Source organism: Photobacterium kagoshimensis (genome assembly GCF_050337045.1).
GTDB classification, from domain to species: Bacteria; Pseudomonadota; Gammaproteobacteria; order Enterobacterales; family Vibrionaceae; genus Photobacterium; species Photobacterium kagoshimensis.
The window spans coordinates 1-20,109 of record NZ_JAKJSO010000017.1 but is presented as its reverse complement, the minus strand read 5'-3'; the positions used below and the strand labels follow the sequence as shown (position 1 = coordinate 20,109).

13 protein-coding genes, 1 tRNA gene, 2 rRNA genes and 1 riboswitch are annotated in these 20,109 nt (G+C 44.7%); of the genes, 4 read left to right on the top strand and 12 right to left on the bottom strand.

The window, feature by feature from the left end:
• Nucleotides 1-24 precede the first annotated feature (24 nt).
• The 6 genes from L4C35_RS16185 to L4C35_RS16160 all read right to left on the bottom strand — a co-directional run bounded on the left by L4C35_RS16185 (nt 25) and on the right by L4C35_RS16160 (nt 5,046).
• Nucleotides 25-987, bottom strand: a complete 963-nt coding sequence (locus L4C35_RS16185; protein ID WP_428463866.1) for a polysaccharide deacetylase family protein — start codon at nt 985-987, stop codon at nt 25-27.
• A complete protein-coding gene (locus L4C35_RS16180) occupies nt 984-1,976 on the bottom strand; it encodes a hypothetical protein (protein ID WP_428463865.1) in 993 nt (330 codons plus the stop codon). The genes L4C35_RS16185 and L4C35_RS16180 overlap by 4 nt, the downstream gene beginning before the upstream one ends.
• Nucleotides 1,976-2,701: an SDR family NAD(P)-dependent oxidoreductase gene (locus tag L4C35_RS16175; RefSeq protein ID WP_428463864.1), complete on the bottom strand. Its 726-nt coding sequence runs from the start codon at nt 2,699-2,701 to the stop codon at nt 1,976-1,978. The genes L4C35_RS16180 and L4C35_RS16175 overlap by 1 nt, the downstream gene beginning before the upstream one ends.
• Entirely contained in the window at nt 2,694-4,055 is a 1,362-nt protein-coding gene (locus L4C35_RS16170; RefSeq protein WP_428463863.1) for an ANL family adenylate-forming protein, read from the bottom strand. Before L4C35_RS16170 ends, L4C35_RS16175 begins: the two co-directional genes overlap by 8 nt.
• A 3-nt stretch (nt 4,056-4,058) precedes the next feature.
• Nucleotides 4,059-4,313 carry an acyl carrier protein gene (locus L4C35_RS16165; RefSeq protein WP_428463862.1) on the bottom strand — a complete coding sequence of 85 codons (255 nt, stop codon included), beginning with the start codon at nt 4,311-4,313 and terminating at the stop codon, nt 4,059-4,061.
• A 172-nt stretch (nt 4,314-4,485) separates the two neighbouring features.
• The gene (locus tag L4C35_RS16160; RefSeq protein ID WP_062689569.1) at nt 4,486-5,046 is read right to left on the bottom strand and encodes a single-stranded DNA-binding protein; all 561 of its coding nucleotides are present in this window, start codon (nt 5,044-5,046) and stop codon (nt 4,486-4,488) included.
• A gap of 254 nt (nt 5,047-5,300) precedes the next feature.
• Between L4C35_RS16160 and uvrA the strand changes: the two genes are divergently transcribed.
• Both uvrA and L4C35_RS16150 read left to right on the top strand, forming a co-directional pair.
• Nucleotides 5,301-8,135: an excinuclease ABC subunit UvrA gene (uvrA, locus tag L4C35_RS16155; protein WP_428463861.1), complete on the top strand. Its 2,835-nt coding sequence runs from the start codon at nt 5,301-5,303 to the stop codon at nt 8,133-8,135.
• A 104-nt stretch (nt 8,136-8,239) separates the two neighbouring features.
• Nucleotides 8,240-10,009 (top strand): PglL family O-oligosaccharyltransferase, encoded by a 1,770-nt coding sequence (locus L4C35_RS16150; protein WP_428463860.1) that lies wholly within the window; start codon nt 8,240-8,242, stop codon nt 10,007-10,009.
• Nucleotides 10,010-10,092: 83 nt separating this feature from the next.
• Here L4C35_RS16150 and L4C35_RS16145 read toward each other — a convergent pair whose 3' ends face one another.
• Complete coding sequence (locus L4C35_RS16145; RefSeq protein WP_428463859.1) at nt 10,093-11,211, bottom strand: pyridoxal-phosphate-dependent aminotransferase family protein; 1,119 nt, start codon at nt 11,209-11,211, stop codon at nt 10,093-10,095.
• Nucleotides 11,212-11,487: 276 nt separating this feature from the next.
• Nucleotides 11,488-11,687, top strand: a riboswitch (Lysine riboswitch).
• A gap of 113 nt (nt 11,688-11,800) precedes the next feature.
• On the opposite strand from L4C35_RS16145, the gene lysC reads away from it, so the two are divergent.
• The gene (gene lysC, locus L4C35_RS16140; protein WP_428463977.1) at nt 11,801-13,174 is read left to right on the top strand and encodes a lysine-sensitive aspartokinase 3; all 1,374 of its coding nucleotides are present in this window, start codon (nt 11,801-11,803) and stop codon (nt 13,172-13,174) included.
• A 79-nt stretch (nt 13,175-13,253) separates the two neighbouring features.
• On the opposite strand, the gene metH is transcribed toward lysC, so the two are convergent.
• Entirely contained in the window at nt 13,254-16,925 is a 3,672-nt protein-coding gene (gene metH, locus L4C35_RS16135) for a methionine synthase (protein ID WP_428463976.1), read from the bottom strand.
• A gap of 193 nt (nt 16,926-17,118) precedes the next feature.
• On the opposite strand from metH, the gene L4C35_RS16130 reads away from it, so the two are divergent.
• A complete protein-coding gene (locus L4C35_RS16130; RefSeq protein ID WP_428463858.1) occupies nt 17,119-18,399 on the top strand; it encodes a cation:proton antiporter in 1,281 nt (426 codons plus the stop codon).
• 87 nt (nt 18,400-18,486) lie between these two features.
• Here the strand turns inward: L4C35_RS16130 and metA are convergent, their stop codons facing one another.
• From metA to rrf (L4C35_RS16110), 4 genes are all read right to left on the bottom strand, one after another.
• A complete protein-coding gene (gene metA / locus L4C35_RS16125) occupies nt 18,487-19,428 on the bottom strand; it encodes a homoserine O-succinyltransferase MetA (RefSeq protein ID WP_428463857.1) in 942 nt (313 codons plus the stop codon).
• A gap of 157 nt (nt 19,429-19,585) precedes the next feature.
• Nucleotides 19,586-19,701 (bottom strand): 5S ribosomal RNA (rrf, locus tag L4C35_RS16120).
• A gap of 8 nt (nt 19,702-19,709) precedes the next feature.
• Nucleotides 19,710-19,785: transfer RNA gene (locus L4C35_RS16115), tRNA-Thr, on the bottom strand.
• Nucleotides 19,786-19,861: 76 nt separating this feature from the next.
• Nucleotides 19,862-19,977: ribosomal RNA gene (gene rrf, locus L4C35_RS16110) — 5S ribosomal RNA — on the bottom strand.
• Between the last annotated feature and the right edge of the window lie 132 nt (nt 19,978-20,109).

Here is a 20,109-nt window from a genome sequence, read left to right as displayed (position 1 = left end):
GTAAAACCCAGCTTTATTCGACGCTTAATCGATAAATTTAAGGTAGTTATCACTCTTTGGCGGGAAGTCATTGGTATCTAACCGCGGTAGCAAGTAGCAGGTTGCATCCATAACATGGGCGATATTTACTTCTGTAGTAAATGCCAGTTGGCAACCTTGTTCACTAAGTGCTTTAACTACCGATTCACTCGATGAACCGTACGGGTAACAAGCTGTCCACTGATTCATGTTACAGCCTAGAGATGCCAAAAATTGTTTAGACTGACTCAGTTCATCATCCAACTCGCTGCTGGTTAATTTATCCCACCAATAATGATCATAGCCATGGCAACCAATATGCATTCCCCCCCGAATCAATTCAGCAAGCTGATGCTTATCCATATACAACTCTTGAGCAAAAGTCGCTTCATCGACACCAACATGCTGTACAAACAATTTATCGACAATGATTAATCGTAATGCTTCCGGCAAGACATGCTGCAACATCCGTTTAATAAAAATAACGTCTCCAGAGTCAAACCTGTTGGCTACTGCATACTCAGTATAATAGTCGTCGTATTCTGCCAAATTATAAGACTGCTGGTAATATGCTAAATCGGCTTTAAGCGTCGCGAGTAAGGCTGTATGTTCCGCCCCTGACGCCAAAATAAAGTGGAGCTTATTAACGTCGAGTATTTTATGTTCCAATACCGTTTTTGCTGGTACATAAAATGACCCCTGCATATTCATTGCTTTAAGGATCGGATAAACATGTGTGAAATGTTCGACATAACCATCATCAAAAGTCAGTAACAAGGCATCGTTAGGTAGCGTTCCACTCCCTCGTTTAGCCGCTAATACCTGCTCCATAGTCACAACTTGATAGTTTTGCTTAAAAAAGCGTAACTGCGCGATAAAATCATCCAGCTCCAAACCTTTAATACCTGGATAGCGAGACTGTTTGATTCGCCGTACGTAATGGTACATAACAACAGTAAGTTTATTCATAGGTTTGGCCTATCTTGATCTGAGTCACCGCGGAAAATACTGACATTTGCTGTCGCTGATTTATAAGCATAATCGATAGTAATATTTTTCATCTCGAACGGTTCAAAATAGTTAGGTACAACAAAGTTATCGTCCACATTATGCCTAAATCCAGAACCAGCCTCTATTTCTAAATTAGAGACAATATCAATATATTCAAGATCTTCTCGTTCAAGCCATTGCGCAATCACGCTGTTATATTTTTCAGTTAAAACACTCTCACCCTGCACATCCACTATGCGCGCAAGCTTAGCTCCATTATGAATGATTTCGCGATACACAATCAGGGAAATGACTTGCGATTTTTCATACACGGCTAAGACTTGGTAGCAATAACGAGGGTGGTGTATGTAACGATTTAAAATATAAATAGCATCTTTCATCGGTTGGCGATCAAAGAGTGATTCCGCCTCTTGTATACCCGCAAGATCAACAACTTTACGGATCTGAAAATCAACGGATAACGAGGGGACTTGATAATTCGAAGGGGGTGTTACCAATGTAAAATCAGTGCGAGAAGGATGGAAAAAAACATAATGGTTAAGTTGACCCACTTCATATTTAAGCGCTTTATAAATGGGGATTACCGCCTGACTCAAACCCAGTGAGCAAACTGTGGCTAGTTCATACTGTTTTATCAAAAACTTGAGTATCAACAGCCCTAACCCTGGATATTTAACATCCTCTCTAACTTTCCAAATCGCTAACCAAGCCTGACGATGGACCGCCAATGCAGGCGAAAACTGAGATGTTGGAATAAAGCCTAAAATCGCGATGATCTCTTCATCTTGAAGTGCTAACACAAAATTATAGTGGTTACCCGACTTATGTTGCCAATCAAATAACTCGCGGTCACGAACAAAGATATGATCTTTTTTCCAGTGGCAATCAATAAATGCAATTAACTGTTCGACCCGCTCAGCGGCACAAATCTCAAATTTGACCGCCATTACGCTGTACTCCCAGCATCTATTGTTAACGTCGTTCCAGTTATCGCGCTAGCCCCTTCACTGAGTAAAAATGTAACACTAGTTGACACTTCTTGGGGCGTCACTAACTTTTTCATTGGGCTACGGCGTACAATCGTCGCTAACTTATCACCTTGTAAATCAGAGGTCATATCTGTCGACATATAACCTGGGGCAACACAATTTACCGTGATATTGGCCTTCCCTAATTCACGAGCCAAAGATTTGGTTAGTCCATTCAGTGCAGATTTCGTCGCACCATATACAGATAGGCCATTAAACCCCGTATTGGCAATAATCGATGAAATATTAACTATCCGCCCAGTTTGATTGATCAACATACTACGGCTCGCATATTTGGCTAATAGGATTGGCGCCTCTACATTAACTTTAATCAGCTCACCGATTTGAGTCTCATGCATTGTTGCTAATACCCCATCGTAGCCAAGCGCGGCATTATTCACTAACCCATAGAGCCGCCCATGCTCTTTTACAACAGATGAAATGAAGTACTTAATTTCATCTGTTTTACTCAGATCAAAAGCTTCAAAATATAACTGCTGTGGGTAGCCCTCAAGCAAAGCTTCGAGCTCCCCCGTTAACTGTCGTCCTGTTGCTACAACTCGGAAATCCATCGTCAGTAACTGCTTTACAATAGCAAGTCCTAAGCCTCGGGTTCCTCCAGTAACAAGTACTAATTTACTCATTTCGACATACCTTTCCATTCTCGTTAAGTGGGAGGTCATCAACCACTTTAATTAAGGCGGGTACCTGATAGGGTTTTAGGTGCAGCTTGCAATACTGACGTAATGCTTGCACATGATTTTTTTTATTAGTAACCGAATCATCTAGAACTAACGTCGCCTGCACCAACTGCCCAATAACAGAGCTCTTCTTCGCGAAGACATAGGCTAATAGAACCCCAGGGTATGCCCTTAATACTTGCTCTACAGTTTCAGGCTGTACTTTATTTCCACCGACATTGATGGTGCCATTAGCTCGACCTTCAAAGTACCAACGTCCTTGCGAAAAACGTATTACATCACCGGTATCCACATAGCCATCAACTAAAGTCAGATCATATTGATTCAAATAACGCTGAGCACAAGCTGGTGATTTAATTAGCAAGGTACTCTCTTGGCTTATTTTTAAATAAACTTGCCCTATCCCTTGCTCAATATAATACGAAGGAAAACCCGCTAAGCCATCACTCACCGAGAAACCAACTCCAGCTTCCGTTGATGCATAAATGTGCCGAATTTTAGACATAGGATACTGCGCAGCTAGACCACTCAAAATCTGCTTATCGGCAATTTCGCCACCAAGGGTGATCGCTTTCAAATCAAGCGAGTCGCAGTGAGGTAACATCAAGATTTTTCGCCATAGCGTGGGCGTCGCAGATAAACAGCTAACAGCATTATCAGCAAACAAGAGAAGTACATCAGACAATGCTTGCCCCTTCTCCATCAGGACTAAGGTGTTACCTGCCATGACCGTTTGAAGGAAAACCTGCAAACCAGCAAAGCGATGCAGTCCATATAGCAAACCCCATACATGCTGTAAGTCACCTTTAGGCCGTTTTACCTGATGTGCTAAGGATGCCAATGTATGCACCACCAGCTTAGGGGTGGCCGTTGTTCCTGATGTGGCAAGTACCCACTGAGTCTGTACGTTATTGTTCAGCGATACATTTGATGAATTCAATTCGAGTAATGGTTGTAACTCTGACAAGTAAATAACATCACAATTCGCATCTATGGCTTCACGATCAGTCAATAATAATATTGAATCCGTTTGCGCAATAAACTCCGCTCGCTGTTGGTCTGTGATGTCTGGAGGTAAAATCGTCAACCGTTCAACGACACCATCGAGTAATAACAACCACAGAGCCAAAGTAAAATGACTCGTAATATCCACACACACAGGTTTACCCTGCACATCAGACAATAATTGTACGTACCCGGTTTGGATTTGCTTCAGCTGTGCGAGTGTCAGTGATTGAAATGCATTAACCAACAATATTTTACTGTCATCGCTAGCAAGATAATCAAACAACTTCATGATTTATTTCGGCTGATATTGACGGTAAATAGTGACGAATTCTTTTAATGTGGTTGGATAAACAGCCTGATCCATTAACGAGAATGGGTCATAATTCAGCTCTTCTTCCAATCGTGCGACTAGAATCGCAAAACCAAGAGAATCGAGTCCACTTTCTAGCAATACCGTATCATCAGTAAGCTCCCCAATAAGCTCTGCATCTGTGGTTGCTAACGCCTCATGGTATAAATCAATAATCACGCTACGTAAATCAGACATACTCTCCAACCTTTCTTTGCTCTCATCCTAGGGCTTAATTTTGCCCTAATGGTGGTAATTAACAACTACAACCGCGGATTTCCTTTATGGTAAATAACAAAAAAGCCCCGTAATACGGAGCTTTCAAAAGCTTCATGGATTTAATATCTTTACAAAAGATTAAACCCGAGACTTAGAACGGGATATCGTCATCAAAGTCCATTGGTGGCTCATTGTATTGCTGCTGTGGCTGTTGAGCCGGCGCTTGTTGTTGCGGTGCAGACTGTTGCTGTGGTGCAAAGTTATTCTGCTGTTGCGCTGCAGGTTGTTGAGGTTGACCCCAGTTACCTTGCTGCTGACCGCCACCCTGTGAAGGAGCACCCATACCTTGACCGCCGCCTTGACGACCACCAAGCATTTGCATTGTGCCGTTAAAGCCTTGAACAACAACTTCTGTTGTGTAACGTTCTTGGCCGTTTTGGTCTTGCCACTTACGCGTTTGTAGTTGGCCTTCAATGTAAACTTGTGAGCCTTTACGTAGGTATTCACCAGCAACTTCTGCAACTTTACCGAATAGCGCCACACGGTGCCATTCTGTTTTCTCACGTTGTTCGCCAGTGTTTTTATCACGCCATGACTCTGAAGTAGCAATAGTGATGTTTGCTACTGCACCGCCGCTTGGCATGTAACGGATCTCTGGGTCATTACCTAAGTTACCGACTAGGATAACTTTATTTACGCCACGACTGGCCATAGTTAGCTCCAAATTTCTTCAGACGCAGCGTCTATTCGTCGCTGCTACAAATGTAAGTTTAGATGTGATCGCGAAGTCTATCACGGATAACTATCTTACGGCTACGCTTCACCGAAATAGGTAGTGTTGCACTGCGATAGCAATCAAATAGTCTCTTCATATTACTGTATCTTTATACAGCTTACTCTTTCAAGCCCCAAAACCCTATGCCATAATCATTGTCTTAATTGTCATCAATAATTAGTCGGTAGATTATGGATCAAATCGAAGTCAGGGGTGCGCGTACGCACAACCTCAAGAATATCAATCTTACTATTCCACGTGACAAGCTGATTGTTATCACAGGACTATCTGGTTCAGGTAAATCCTCGCTTGCCTTCGATACTCTCTATGCGGAAGGACAGCGCCGCTATGTTGAGTCATTATCTGCCTACGCGCGTCAGTTTTTATCATTAATGGAAAAGCCCGATGTTGATCACATCGAAGGCCTCTCTCCTGCGATTTCTATCGAACAAAAATCAACATCCCACAATCCACGTTCGACAGTGGGTACCATCACTGAGATCTACGATTATTTGCGTCTATTGTATGCCCGTGTCGGAGAACCTCGTTGCCCTACTCATAATGTTACCCTTGCGGCACAAACCGTGAGTCAAATGGTTGATAAAGTATTATCGCTACCTGAAGGCAGCAAAATGATGCTGCTCGCGCCAATAGTACAAGACCGTAAGGGTGAACATGTTAAAACGCTCGCCAATCTTGCCGCACAAGGTTATATCCGTGCACGCATTGATGGCGAGGTCTGCGATCTATCCGATCCTCCAACATTAGAACTCCACAAGAAGCACACCATTGAAGTGGTCGTGGATCGCTTTAAGGTGCGAGATGATCTTCAGCAGCGTTTGGCTGAATCTTTTGAAACCGCGTTAGAGCTTTCTGGCGGTACTGTTACGGTAATCCCGATGACCGAAGGCGAACATGAAAATATCGTTTTCTCTGCCAACTTCGCTTGCCCACATTGCGGCTATAGCATGCAGGAGCTAGAGCCTCGCCTGTTCTCTTTCAATAACCCGGCGGGCGCCTGTGGTACTTGTGATGGACTGGGTGTTCAGCAATATTTTGATCCCGACCGTGTAGTACAGAATGAAGAGCTCAGTCTTTCAGGCGGAGCAATCCGAGGCTGGGATAAACGCAATTTCTATTACTTCCAAATGCTCAACTCTTTAGCTGATCATTATGGCTTCGATGTTGAAAGCCCGTTCAATGACTTACCGAAAAAAATCCAAACCATCATTTTAAATGGTTCAGGCAAAACGGATATTGAGTTTAAGTACATCAATGATCGCGGTGATATCACGGTACGTCGTCATCCCTTTGAGGGGATCCTCAATAATATGGAGCGTCGCTATCGCGAAACAGAATCCAATGCAGTGCGTGAAGAGCTCAGTAAGTTTGTCTCGAAAAAGCCCTGTGCCAGTTGCGATGGCTCTCGCCTTCGCCAGGAAGCCCGTAATGTCTTCATTACCGAAACCACGCTGCCTGAAATCTGTGAGCTCAGTATCCAAGAAGCGCTGACTTTCTTTGAGCAACTCAACCTTGCAGGACAACGCGCCAAAATTGCGGAGAAGATCTTAAAAGAGATCCGCGATCGTTTGTCTTTCTTAGTCAATGTTGGCCTGAATTACCTTAACCTTTCTCGTGGTGCCGATACCCTCTCAGGCGGTGAAGCACAACGTATTCGCTTGGCGAGCCAGATTGGTGCGGGTTTAGTGGGCGTAATGTATGTACTTGATGAACCTTCAATTGGTTTACACCAGCGTGATAACGAGCGTTTACTCAAAACCCTGACTCATCTGCGTGATTTAGGTAATACCGTGATCGTAGTTGAACACGACGAAGATGCGATTCGCGCAGCCGATCATGTGATCGATATTGGTCCAGGCGCTGGCGTTCACGGTGGTCAGATTATTGCCGAAGGCACCATGGAAGATATTCTAAAGGCGCCAGAATCGCTCACTGGCCAATATTTGAGCGGCAAGCAAGCTATCGCGATCCCAGAACATCGCATCCCAATGGATCCAGCCAAGACAGTGAAGCTCCTTGGCGCAAGTGGTAACAATCTTAATAATGTTGACGTAGAAATTCCTGTTGGACTCTTTACCTGTATCACAGGCGTGTCTGGCTCAGGCAAATCAACCCTGATCAATGATACTTTCTTCCGGATTGCTCACCACCAACTTAATGGTGCGACAACGGGAGAAATCGCCCCTTATCGCGAGATCCAAGATCTTGAACATTTCGATAAGGTCATCGATATCGATCAAAGCCCGATTGGCCGTACCCCGCGATCTAATCCCGCGACATATACTGGGATCTTCACGCCAATCCGTGAGCTCTTTGCAGGCACGCAAGAGTCTCGGGCGCGAGGTTATAAGCCAGGTCGATTTAGCTTTAATGTTAAAGGTGGACGCTGTGAAGCCTGCCAAGGTGATGGCGTTATCAAAGTCGAAATGCACTTTTTGCCCGATGTCTATGTGCCGTGTGACATGTGTAAAGGCAAGCGCTATAACCGTGAAACGTTGGAAGTAAAATACAAGGGAAAAACCATTGATGAGGTGTTAGACTTGACCGTCGAAGATGCTCGTCAATTTTTTGACCCCGTTCCTGCGATTGCAAGAAAGCTACAAACTCTGATGGATGTGGGCTTATCCTATATTCGTCTTGGCCAAGCTGCGACAACCTTATCAGGTGGTGAAGCCCAGCGGGTAAAATTGGCACGCGAGCTATCTAAACGCGATACTGGCAAAACATTATATATTCTGGATGAACCGACAACGGGGCTTCACTTCCATGATATCCAACAGCTGCTAGTGGTGCTGCATCGCTTACGCGAACATGGCAATACTATAGTGGTGATCGAGCATAATCTCGATGTCATTAAAACGGCAGATTGGATCATCGATTTAGGCCCAGAAGGCGGCAGTGGTGGCGGTAAAATTATTGCAACTGGCACACCAGAAGAAGTGGCATTAGTCGAAGGCTCACATACCGCACGCTTTTTAAAGCCAATGCTCCCAGCGCTTCAGTAGTCCACTATATAATGTCATAAGCCAAAGCAGGTGATCATTCGATTGCCTGCTTTTGGTTATGACCCTCCACATCGCCTCTTTAAACGATCACTAATGGACGTAAGATGACAGTGCTACATATCCAAGGAACCCGGCTCGCTCAACCAGGGATCAGTAAACCTTTGGTCAAACCTTTTCTCGCGGCCCTTTGTGCGCTGTTTGTGCATGCATTACTCTATTTTCAGCATAACCCTGGCGGTTCAGGGTTAGAGCTTTCCTTTAATGCCACCAGCTGGATGCCTTTTAGCTTTGCGATTGGTGTCGGTTTATTAGAAATCAGTCGTCAACGCATTTGGCGCTATACTCGACTGACGCTTGTACTGTTCGTTTGCTGCATTTTATTATCCATCCCTATGCTCTACAGCAACGCAGACGTTGCAGCAGCCAGTGATCGTATCATTGGGCTATGGGCTGGATTTTTATTCTTTATCGCCCTGCAGCAATTTGCTTTTACCCCTAGCCGTCGTCAACTCATTTTATGGTTCATCTTGCTAGGGATACTGACGCAAACCCTGTTTGGCTGGTATCAATATTTATGGATAGAGCCACAGAATGCCTTTGGTTTTGATCCAAGCAAAAGTCGTCCCCATGGTATTTTCCAGCAACCTAATGTGATGGCAAGTTTCTTGGCGACAGGGTTAGTACTGTCTGGTTATTTACTGGCACGTATGCCAATGTACCGTGGTAAATGGTCTTTCCAGCAACTACTGCTACTGATTACACCAGTCTTGATCATTCCTATTTTGATCGTATTAAGCTCCCGCACTGGCTGGCTTGGCGCAATGATTGGCGTCGCATTACTGATCCCGTACCTAAAACAATTCGCCGCTAAAGCACAGTGGCGGATGTGGTTATTGATGATAGTACTCGGGCTAACGACGTCTTATGCCGTCGAACAATACTCACAAATAGAGACAAATACCGATAAAATCACATTATCAGATGTGCGAAGCACGATAACCCCTCAAGCCATCAACATGTTCAGAAAGGAGCCTCTCACAGGTTATGGCTATGGTACGTTTGAAGTGTCTTATCTCACCCAGACTGCACGTTGGCATCAAGCGGATCCTACACAACCTGCAGGGTTACCCGCACTGGATCACCCACACAATGAGTTAACGTTTTGGGCTGCCGAAGGAGGCATAGTCCCACTGATTGCACTACTGCTCGCGGCTGCCGCTGTTGTATTTAAAATACGTAAAGCTCGTGAAGGTACGCAATTAGCGCTTGTCGCTTTATTTTTCCCAATCACCTTACATACCCAATTAGAGTACCCGTTTTATCACTCGCTGGTGCATTGGGTAATCTTTATCATCCTAATTTATTGGGTAGATAACCTCACCGCCAAATACAATAAAAAACCGCTGAGTTACGTATTAGGGATTAAGGTTACAGCCCTATTAGTGCCGCTACTCGTGAGTAGTTATATGATCACGACGCTCTATTCAGGTCGTATGCTGACAAAGTTTGAAACAACGTTACCGCTAAATATTGATTATTTAATGAAGGTCAATAATCCATGGGCATGGAAGCATCGCTATGAATGGGCGCTGCACCAACCTCAGTTAGAATTAGCGCAAACATTGAATAAGCCAGAGTTAATCGAAGAGTACATTCGTTGGGCAACGGTAAAAGCAAAAACATGGCCACGCGAGCAACTGTATGCCAATTTGATTTTGTCTTATCGCTTATTAGGCGATGAAAACCATGCTGAACAAATCCTTCAAGAGGCTGAGTTTTTATTTCCTAATGGTGATTTTAGTGATGCACTCGCCGTTCAACCTTTGAGTAAGCAGTCGGCTGCAACATCATCAGCAACACCAGCCACCGAATAATCACATTCAACCTTTCTCGGTGATTTCCCCTATAAAAATGGCGACCATAGTGGTCGCCATTTTTAAATCTAAGTTGTACTTGATTATTTCAAGGTACTTTCTAATGCTTTAAGGCATAAGGCAACGTTCTCATTTCTTGCCGCATAACCCATCAAACCAATACGCCACGCTTTACCTGCTAACGCCCCTAGCCCTGCACCGATTTCGAGGTTATACCGAGTCAACAAGGTATTTCTCACCTCAGCATCATTGACGCCTTCAGGAATATAGACCGCATTTAGCTGTGGTAAGCGATGCTCCTCAGCGACAACAAAAGTGATCCCTAGCTGTTCAAGCCCTTCACGCAAAGCGAGGTGCGCATCTTGATGACGCTGCCATGCGTTCTCTAGCCCTTCTTGTTGCAATAGCACTAACGCTTCATGTAAAGCATAAAGACTATTCACAGGGGCGGTATGGTGGTAACTACGCTTACCTTCACCACTCCAGTACCCAAGCACCAAGCTTTGATCAAGAAACCAACTTTGAACAGGGGTCGTACGCGCCTCTATTTTATCGATGGCACGTTGCGAGAATGTCAGTGGTGACAGCCCTGGCACACACGATAAACACTTCTGACTGCCCGAATAAACTGCATCAAGTTGCCACTCATCCACCAGCAGAGGGACGCCACCCAGTGATGTCACGGCATCGACTATGGTTAAGCAATCATGTTGTCGCGCTAATTTAGCAATCGCCTGCGCATCACTCAGTGCGCCTGTCGAGGTTTCAGCATGTACAAACGCAACAATTTTAGCATCTGGATGCTGCCCTAATGTTTGCTCGACCAAATTCGGGTCAACAGGCTCACCCCAGGCGTTATCAACAATAACCGCCTCACCACCACAGCGAATAACGTTCTCACGCATACGATCGCCAAATACGCCATTGCGGCACACAATAACTTTATCACCCGGTTCGACTAAGTTAACAAAACACGCTTCCATGCCTGCACTACCCGGTGCAGAAACTGCAATCGTAAAGCTGTTTTCAGTCTGAAATGCGTACTGCAATAACTGCTTTAACTCATCCATCATCCCGATAAACGTAGGATCTAAGTGACCAACGGTGGGACGACTTAGCGCTTGTAATACTTGTGGGTAAATATCGGAAGGGCCTGGTCCCATGAGGGTACGTTGAGGTGGATAGAAGCTTCCTATTGTCATTGTCATTCTCCTTAGACGGTCTCTGATGCTTATGTTTAGTTATATATCAGAATGAAGTGGGTCGATGTTTATCTTTCACTGAAACACTTATATTAAAGACTGATACCAATTCCATTCATTAACTCGCAACAATGATTTGCTCCTCAATGGAACAGGCTCTAACAAGTTATTTCAATTTTTTTGCATAATCAATCATTGATGTATTGACAACATCATAACAAATCCTATTCAATGGCTATTCAGTTTTTGTTCATCCTGTTGGTATTATCAGCAGGTGAAAACAGAAGAGGAGCGTTACCCAGGTATTTGTTTGGCGGGGCCCCACCCCAATGCCAAACCGAGAGGGGGAGTAACGCCGAGATACGCCCAAGTAGGGGATCGGGCGTATCGGCCTTGAAGGTTGAATCCTTCTGGCTGTCATATTTCACCTTTTGAATGGAATCAAGAAAGGTGCAATATGGGGAGCTTCTGGTTATCGTGATTTCTATCCGCTTACCGTTTGATACTGCTATCTTACCAGCAGCACCTCCCGCTTATTTCATTCGATTCCTATAGTTACGCTGTTTTTAGGAGACATGTTTTGAGCCCGATTTTATCATCAACACCACCTTTAGCACTCACCGTTGCCAAATTTGGTGGTACCAGTGTTGCCGACTACAACGCAATGCAACGTAGTGCCCAGATTGTGGCAAATAGCCCCGCAACACGCTTAGTACTGATCAGTGCCTGCTCTGGAGTCACCAACTTACTGGTAGAGTTATCCCAAGGCATTGCAGATAACGCTCTACGTCAGCTGCGGCTCCAAACCCTGCACGAGACCCACCAATCCGTGCTTGAGCAACTTCAATCTCCTGAAGTCCCTGCCGCTGCTATCCAAGAGCTATTAGACAATATCGCAGTACTTTCAGAGCAAGCCATTGATCAACCCAGTGCAGCAATTACCGATCAACTAGTGGCAAATGGAGAGCTACTTTCGACCCATTTATTTACACAAATCCTTCAAGAGCAAGGTATTGATGCGATTCGATTTGATATTCGTCAAGTCATGCGTACGGATAGTCAATATGGCAAAGCCATTCCCAACCCAACGGCAATTCGTCAACTCAGTAACGATCACCTTCGCAGCCAGTTACAGCATCAGGTTATCGTCAGCCAAGGCTTTATTGGTTCTGATGAAAACAACCACACCACAACCTTAGGCCGTGGTGGCAGTGACTACAGTGCCGCATTAATGGCAGAGGCTATCAAGGCAACCACCTTGGAAATTTGGACCGATGTACCGGGAATGTACACCACAGATCCACGCATTGCCGCCAAAGCGCAACCCATAAAAGAAATCAGCTTTAGCGAAGCCTCTGAAATGGCAAATTTCGGTGCGAAAATTCTTCACCCTTCAACCTTAGTTCCTGCGATACGCCAGCAAATCCCAGTCTTTGTTGGCTCCTCAAAAGCACCAGAGCAAGGGGGGACTTGGATTCGACAAACCGTTAGCGATGCCCCGCTTTTTCGAGCAATAGCACTACGTTGCAACCAAACCATGGTGACGCTTACAAGTCTGAATATGTTCCATGCTTACGGTTTTCTCGCTGAAGTATTTCGCATTTTGGCTGAGCATAAAATTTCGGTCGATTTAATCACCACATCGGAAGTCAGCGTTTCACTAACTCTGGATCAAACCGATACCGCAGGTGGTGCACCGACCCTACCACAAGCGGCGATTGAAGCTCTGAGTGAATGGTGTCGGGTCGAAGTCGAGCAAGGGCTCTGCCTAGTCGCATTGATTGGTAACCAAATGAGCCATACCCAAGGCTTTGTGAGTCAAGTATTCGGCTCTCTCGAACAATATCCGCTTCGTATGGTCTGCTATGGCGCCAGTCCCCACAACCTCTGCTTCTTGATCGATCAAGACAATGCGAAGCCTATCGTGCAACAACTTCACCAGCAATTATTCGAAAGACATTAAGCCTCAGTAATCGATAAAAATAAGAAAGGCACTCCATGAGTGCCTTTCTTGCTTCGTAGGTAGTAGGTAATATCTAAAATTAGAGGTTTGGCCCTAACCATTTCTCCGCTTCTTCAAGCGTCCACCCTTTACGTTGCGCATAATCTTCTACTTGATCTTGCTGAATTTGTGCAACCGCAAAATAACGCGATTCAGGGTGAGAAAAATACCAACCCGATACAGCGGCACCAGGCCACATGGCATAGCTTTCCGTTAATGTCATCCCTGCATTCGCTTCAGGTTCAAGCAGTGACCAAATTGTCCCTTTTTCAGTGTGCTCAGGACAAGCAGGATAACCCGGAGCAGGACGAATACCTTGGTATTTTTCCCGGATCAAATCGTCATTTTCCAGCGCTTCATCGGGGGCGAAACCCCAAAGCTCTTTACGTACTTTTTCATGCAAGCACTCAGCAAACGCTTCTGCCAATCGATCAGCAACAGCTTGGATCATGATGGCATTATAATCGTCACCCGCATCTTTAAATTGCTCTGCAATGTCGTATTCACCAATCCCGCCCGTCACTGCAAAAGCCCCTATCCAATCAGGCTGACCACTCGCTTTAGGCGCAATGTAATCTGACAAACAGTAATTCGCCCCTTTCGTTTTCTGCGTCTGCTGACGTAGACCATGCAAGACAGTTAATACCTTGCTACGGGTGTCATCGGTATACACTTCAATATCATCGCCAATATTATTCGCAGGGAATAAACCACAGACACCATTGGCCTTAATCATACCTTTGGCCTCAATCTCATCCAGCAGTGTATTAGCATCATCAAATAAGCGCTGCGCCTCTTCACCGACAACTTCATGACGTAAAATCGTTGGATATTTACCACTTAACGACCAAGTCATGAAAAATGGCGTCCAATCGATATAGCGACGCAGCTCAGAAATAGGGAAATCTTTAAACACATGCACGCCAGGGTTAACGGGCACTGGCGGCGTATACGTCGTCCAATCAATGTCGACACAATTATCCCGTGCTTGCTCAAGCGTAACAGGCGCGGTACGAGGTTTCTTTCGGCTGTGTTGATCGCGAACTACGTCATATTCTTTATCTAATCGCTCGACAAAAGCAGGTCGCAACTCATCAGACAATAACGCAGAGCAGACACCGACAGCGCGCGAGGCATTCGACACATACACCACTGGCGCATGATAGTTTTGCTCAATTTTAACCGCGGTATGCGCCTTTGAGGTGGTGGCACCGCCAATCAAAAGTGGTAACTCAAAACCCTGTCGCTCCATCTCTTTAGCTACATGTACCATTTCGTCAAGCGATGGGGTGATCAAGCCACTTAAACCGATAATATCGACGTTTTCTTCTTTGGCTACTTTGAGGATTTTGTCACATGGCACCATGACACCGAGATCGATAATTTCATAGTTATTACACTGTAAAACAACCCCGACAATGTTCTTGCCGATATCATGTACATCACCTTTAACGGTCGCAAGTAAGATCTTGCCGTTGGTCTGCCCGGCTTGTTTTTCCGCATTAATATAAGGTTCTAAATGAGCAACGGCCTGTTTCATCACACGCGCAGATTTAACCACCTGTGGTAGAAACATTTTACCTTCACCGAATAAATCACCCACCACATTCATGCCAGACATTAGTGGGCCTTCAATTACTTCAAGTGGCTTACTCGCCTTCGTGCGCGCTTCTTCAGTATCTTCAACTATGAACTCGGTAATGCCTTTAACTAAGGCGTGTTCAAGGCGCTTTTCAACAGGCCAACCTCGCCACTCTTGTGCACTACGGTCTTCTTCCACTTTGCCGCTATCACGGTATTTTCCAGAAATATCGAGTAGTCGCTCAGTACTGTCTGAACGGCGATTTAGTATCACATCCTCAACAGCTTCGCGCAGTTCATCAGGTAGATCATCATAAATAGCCAACTGCCCTGCATTAACGATCCCCATATCCATGCCTTGCTTAAAGCAGTGATAAAGGAAAACAGCGTGAATAGCCTCGCGCACCGCGTTATTGCCACGGAAAGAGAATGATACATTAGAGACACCACCTGAAATCATGGCATAAGGTAGTGTGCGTTTAATATCACCGACCGCCTCAATAAAGTCGACTGCGTAATTATCGTGCTCTTCGATACCCGTCGCGACAGCAAAGATATTGGGGTCAAAAATAATGTCTTCAGGCGGAAAACCGACTTCATCGACTAAAACCCGATATGCATTGGTACAAATTTCAACTTTACGTTCTCGAGTATCCGCCTGACCGACTTCATCGAACGCCATCACAATCACCGCAGACCCATAGCGGCGTAACAGCTTGGCTTGTTCAATAAATTTATCTTTCCCTTCTTTTAAAGAGATCGAGTTAACAATCGGTTTGCCTTGCACGCATTTTAGGCCAGCCTCTATCACCTCCCATTTTGAGGAGTCGACCATAATCGGCACTTTTGAAATTTCAGGCTCGGTCGCACACAAGTTCAAGAAGCGCACCATCGCCGCTTCCGCATCTAGCATCCCCTCATCCATATTAATATCGATGATTTGTGCCCCCGCTTCGACTTGCTGCCGTGCAACTTCTAACGCCTCATCGTACAGCTCTTCTTTGATCAAACGCTTAAAGCGCGCAGAGCCCGTTACGTTGGTTCGCTCACCAACATTAATAAATAAGGTATCAGCATCTATGGTGAGAGGCTCTAGGCCAGATAAGCGACACGCGACGGGAATATCAGGTAATTGGCGAGGCTGAAGATCACGGGTAACTTCATACATTTTACGGATATGCTCTGGTGTCGTACCACAACAGCCGCCAACCAGGTTCAAGAAACCGCTTTGCGCCCACTCTTGAATATGTTCAGCCATATCATCAGGGCTTAAGTCATATTCACCAAAGGCATTGGGTAAACCTGCATTAGGGTGAGCAGAGACGGCACATTCCGAAATACGCGAGAGTTCGTTAACGTACTCGCGTAGTTCATCAGGCCCTAACGCACAGTTAAGGCCAAATGAGATAGGCTTAACGTGGCGCAGTGAATTATAAAAAGCCTCGGTAGTTTGGCCAGAAAGCGTACGACCAGACGCATCCGTGATGGTGCCAGAAATCATGACAGGCAACTGAATACCATCTTCTTCAAATACGGTTTCAACTGCAAAAGTACAAGCTTTCGCGTTTAGGGTATCAAAGATAGTTTCAACCAGAATAATGTCGACACCGCCAGCAATAAGGGCACGCGTCGACTCGGCATAAGCTTCAACTAACTGATCAAAAGTAACATTACGATAGCCGGGATCGTTAACATCGGGGGAAATCGAACAAGTCCGATTGGTCGGGCCTAAAACACCAGCAACAAAGCGCGGCTTATCCGGTGTTTTTGCTGTCCATTCGTCAGCAGCCTGGCGAGCAAGCTTAGCAGCTTCGTAGTTGATCTCTGCGCTCAAACTCGCCATGTCATAATCCGCCATCGCAATCGTGGTGGCGTTAAAGGTATTCGTCTCTAGGATATCTGCGCCAGCATCTAAATAAGCAAGATGAATATCTTTAATCAGCTGTGGTTGCGTTAGGACTAGAAGATCATTATTACCTTTAAGGTCTGAGTGCCAATCACAAAACCGATCTCCTCGGTAATCATCTTCTTCTAATTTATACCCCTGAATCATGGTGCCCATGCCACCATCAATAATGAGGATCTGTTGTGCTAACCTTTGTTCAAGTATTCCTTTGCCCTTAGCCACTATTTACTTCCTTATTTAGTGTTACAGCTAATTCACATCCTATCACAGCAAAAATGGAAATCTAGACGTCTAAAGACAATTGGAATAGAAAAACTAATTCATCAAAAGCCTGATTTTTTTATGGCTATCATGACCCGATGGTTTTATATTTTGTGACAATTTTTAACTTTACACATTCACCAACCCGAGGTTTCGAATGTCCGTATACAGTACCTTATGCTTTCTTGCCGCAGCGGCGATGCTCATCGCTTTTGTTAATAGCAAAATAGGCAAGATGCAAACAACCATAGCCATCACTGCAGGAGCACTGGTTTTATCTATAGGGATCGTTATTGCCGGACAAAATGGTTGGTTTAACCTCCAAGATATCGCCGCAGAACAACTCGGTAAAATTAACTTTGAAAGCTTCCTTCTCAAAGGGATTTTAGGCTTTCTTCTCTTTGCGGGTGGCTTAGGGATCAAACTTCCTAACCTCGAAGACCAAAAGTGGGAAATCACCGTTTTAGCACTCGGTGCCACGCTCTTTTCCACCTTCTTTATCGGTGGTGCATTGTGGGCTGTCTGCCAAGCGATTGGCATCCAATTCGACTTTATATACTGCTTGATCTTTGGCGCATTGATATCGCCAACCGATCCCATTGCCGTTCTTGCTATCGTAAAGAAAATGAATGCCCCTCGTCGCATTTCAACCCAAATTGAAGGCGAGTCACTATTTAATGATGGTTTTGGTCTGGTATTGTTCGTCACCCTATTTACTATCGCCTTTGGTAATGAAGCACCAACAGTATTGGGCGTTGGTCAGCTATTCTTACAAGAAGCGATAGGTGGCATTGCTTACGGTTTTGCACTAGGGCTGTTATTCCATTACCTGATCAGCGCAACAGATGATCACTCTATGGAATTATTATTAACGCTTGGTATTCCAACGGCGGGTTATGTTTTTGCTGATGTACTTCATGTCTCAGGTCCGCTAGCAATGGTTGTAGCGGGTATCATGATTGGTAACTGGACACGCTATATTGGTTTCTCTAAAGAAAGTGAAGATCATCTTGATCACTTCTGGGAGCTGGTGGATGAATTTCTAAACGGTGTCCTTTTCCTACTGATCGGTATGAGTATGCTGCAATTTAGCTTCCATCCTGAAGATTGGATCTTGATGTCGATTGCTGTACCGCTTGTATTGCTTAGCCGTTACTTAAGTGTTCGCCTATCTTATGTTGGCTTTAACCGTTATCGTGATTACAACCCGTACTCTGTTCGCATCCTCACATGGGGTGGATTACGCGGCGGCTTAGCGCTTGCCATGGCCATGGCCATTCCAGCAGGCGTTATCGTTATTCCAGAGAAGAACATAGATGTACGTGAGATCATGCTTGTCATGACTTACGCCGTTGTCGTTTTCTCTATTCTAGTACAAGGCTCAACCATTACCTCTTTGATCCAAAAAGCAAAGAACTGGGAATCACAAAATAGCTAAAACATAGCCCTCTAAAAGAACAAGGCCTGCAATTGCAGGCCTTTTTTGTATTCAGCATATTGAGCACAAATGAAGACTCAAAAAGAGTTAATCATCTTTGGTAAAATTATCTTCTGAAAAATGATCAAGATCGAAAGGTGTTTGCTGATACACACAATAATTGAGCCAATTAGAAAACAATAAATGACCATGACTTCGCCAACTCGCGACAGGGGGCTGAGTTGGATCATCATCAGGGTAGTAATTCAGAGGAATGTTAGGCTCCATACCTTCACTACAATCACGCATATATTCGTTATGTAAGGTAGTGACATCATACTCAGGGTGGCCTGTTACAAAGACATTACGTTTATCTTTCGTCGCGGCTAAATACACGCCAGCTTGCTCTGAGGTCGCCAAAATATCAAGGTCTGTATGCTCAGCTAAATAATCAGGTGAGAAATCAGCATAACGGGAATGAGGCGCTTTAAAGGTTTCATCAAAACCTCGAAGGATTGGATGATGGCAATCATGCGTTTTATGCTGATAAATGCCTGATAACTTCTCTTTACGTGTTTTTTTAGGCAGGTCATATAACAATTTTAAACCCGCTTGTGCCGCCCAACATACAAACAAGGTTGAAGTCACATGATCTTTCGCCCAGTTCATAATCGCTTGGATTTCTTCCCAATATAGAACATCTTCGAACTGTACCAAGCCTAACGGTGCACCAGTCACAATCAAGCCATCGAAGTTGCGTGACTTCACCATCTCAAATTGACGATAAAAAGTATCAAGGTGCTCTTGCGGCGTATTTCTGGTTGGTCGATTATCAATTCTTAGCAGTTCAACATCGACTTGAAGTGGGCTATTAGAAAGCAAACGCAGAAATTGCGTCTCTGTTTCTATTTTCTTTGGCATTAAGTTCAGTAGAAGTACTTTTAGCGGACGTATCCCTTGGCTTGCTGCTCGAGCTTCCGTCATAACAAAGATATTTTCCCCACGCAAAATATCCGTTGCAGGCAAACGATCGGGAATTTTAATTGGCATCTCTCTTGCTCCTTAAGATGTTTAGACGTCCAGATATCTAAATAAAAATATACAATATAAGGGGAATACGCAAGCGAGAAAGGGTGATTGGTCTGAATTCGAATTATTAAACGTCAGAAATGAAAAAACCCAGCCAAAGGCTGGGTTTTAGAATGGGTTTCAGCAATGTCCTACTCTCACATGGGGAGACCCCACACTACCATCGGCGCTACAACGTTTCACTACTGAGTTCGGCATGGGATCAGGTGGTACCATTGTGCTATGGTCGCTGAAAAATTTAATGGTGCTAGTACCCAGATTTGAACTGGGGACCTCACCCTTACCAAGGGTGCGCTCTACCAACTGAGCCATACCAGCACTAAATTCTATTAAAGTTTGTCTCAACAAACTTTTTTGCTTTAAGATTTTTAAATCTGAAAACAAGGAAATTGAAGCCTGGCGATGACCTACTCTCACATGGGGAGACCCCACACTACCATCGGCGCTATTACGTTTCACTACTGAGTTCGGCATGGGATCAGGTGGGTCCATAATGCTATGGTCGCCAAGCAAATTCGGTTTTATTCACCGCCATCAGGCGATAAATACAATCTGGGAAAATCTAACTAGTTACAATATCGTTCTTAACACGCATTCAAGCGTTTATGGAGTCCGTAAAACCCCTTGGGTGTTGTATGGTTA

Excerpts from the sequence above, each read along its gene's own strand:
- L4C35_RS16170 (WP_428463863.1), bottom strand. The coding sequence starts at position 4,055 with ATGAAGTTGTTTGATTATCTTGCTAGCGATGACAGTAAAATATTGTTG.
- L4C35_RS16180 (WP_428463865.1), bottom strand. The coding sequence starts at position 1,976 with ATGGCGGTCAAATTTGAGATTTGTGCCGCTGAGCGGGTCGAACAGTTA.
- uvrA (WP_428463861.1), top strand. The coding sequence starts at position 5,301 with ATGGATCAAATCGAAGTCAGGGGTGCGCGTACGCACAACCTCAAGAAT.
- L4C35_RS16185 (WP_428463866.1), bottom strand. The coding sequence starts at position 987 with ATGAATAAACTTACTGTTGTTATGTACCATTACGTACGGCGAATCAAA.
- metA (WP_428463857.1), bottom strand. The coding sequence starts at position 19,428 with ATGCCAATTAAAATTCCCGATCGTTTGCCTGCAACGGATATTTTGCGT.
- L4C35_RS16145 (WP_428463859.1), bottom strand. The coding sequence starts at position 11,211 with ATGACAATAGGAAGCTTCTATCCACCTCAACGTACCCTCATGGGACCA.
- L4C35_RS16150 (WP_428463860.1), top strand. The coding sequence starts at position 8,240 with ATGACAGTGCTACATATCCAAGGAACCCGGCTCGCTCAACCAGGGATC.
- L4C35_RS16160 (WP_062689569.1), bottom strand. The coding sequence starts at position 5,046 with ATGGCCAGTCGTGGCGTAAATAAAGTTATCCTAGTCGGTAACTTAGGT.
- L4C35_RS16165 (WP_428463862.1), bottom strand. The coding sequence starts at position 4,313 with ATGTCTGATTTACGTAGCGTGATTATTGATTTATACCATGAGGCGTTA.
- L4C35_RS16130 (WP_428463858.1), top strand. The coding sequence starts at position 17,119 with ATGTCCGTATACAGTACCTTATGCTTTCTTGCCGCAGCGGCGATGCTC.
- L4C35_RS16175 (WP_428463864.1), bottom strand. The coding sequence starts at position 2,701 with ATGAGTAAATTAGTACTTGTTACTGGAGGAACCCGAGGCTTAGGACTT.